The sequence below is a fragment of the Bacillus sp. LK2 genome, from assembly GCF_001043575.1.
In the GTDB taxonomy this organism is placed as follows: Bacteria; Bacillota; Bacilli; order Bacillales; family Bacillaceae_G; genus Bacillus_A; species Bacillus_A paramycoides.
Map to the genome: position 1 here is coordinate 1 of NZ_LDUK01000109.1, position 655 is coordinate 655.

A 655-nucleotide genomic window follows, 5' to 3' on the forward strand; every position below is an offset into this window, starting at 1 on the left:
CTACTTCCGCAAGACATGTATGAGATATTTTATTAAAAGTGCGGGTGAAGGGAGTCGAACCCCCACGCCAAAGGCGCCAGATCCTAAGTCTGGTGCGTCTGCCAATTCCGCCACACCCGCATATTTTATTAAAAATGGTGAGCCATGAAGGATTCGAACCTTCGACCCTCTGATTAAAAGTCAGATGCTCTACCAACTGAGCTAATGGCTCTTAATGGCTGGGCTAGCTGGATTCGAACCAGCGCATGACGGAGTCAAAGTCCGTTGCCTTACCGCTTGGCTATAGCCCATTAATTAAGAATGGTGGAGGGGGGCAGATTCGAACTGCCGAACCCGAAGGAGCGGATTTACAGTCCGCCGCGTTTAGCCACTTCGCTACCCCTCCGACATAAATGGTGGAGGATGACGGGATCGAACCGCCGACCCCCTGCTTGTAAGGCAGGTGCTCTCCCAGCTGAGCTAATCCTCCATTTTGCCTGGCAACGTCCTACTCTCACAGGGACAAGGTCCCAACTACCATCGGCGCTAGAGAGCTTAACTTCCGTGTTCGGTATGGGAACGGGTGTGGCCTCTCTGCCATCATTACCAGACTGTATTCATTTAAGACAAGAATCATTTTAACTCATTCACTTTTAAAAGTCAACAAGTTTTTTAT

General features: G+C 49.6%; 5 tRNA genes and 1 rRNA gene. All 6 read right to left on the reverse strand.

The window, feature by feature from the left end:
* Positions 1-39: 39 nt before the first annotated feature.
* A tRNA-Leu gene (locus tag VK90_RS27360) sits at positions 40-120 on the reverse strand.
* Positions 121-135: 15 nt separating this feature from the next.
* A tRNA-Lys gene (locus tag VK90_RS27365) sits at positions 136-211 on the reverse strand.
* Between the two features lie 4 nt (positions 212-215).
* Positions 216-290: transfer RNA gene (locus VK90_RS27370), tRNA-Gln, on the reverse strand.
* An 11-nt stretch (positions 291-301) separates the two neighbouring features.
* Positions 302-385: transfer RNA gene (locus VK90_RS27375), tRNA-Tyr, on the reverse strand.
* 8 nt (positions 386-393) lie between these two features.
* Positions 394-469, reverse strand: a tRNA-Val gene (locus tag VK90_RS27380).
* A gap of 5 nt (positions 470-474) precedes the next feature.
* Positions 475-590, reverse strand: a 5S ribosomal RNA gene (rrf, locus tag VK90_RS27385).
* Positions 591-655 lie beyond the last annotated feature (65 nt).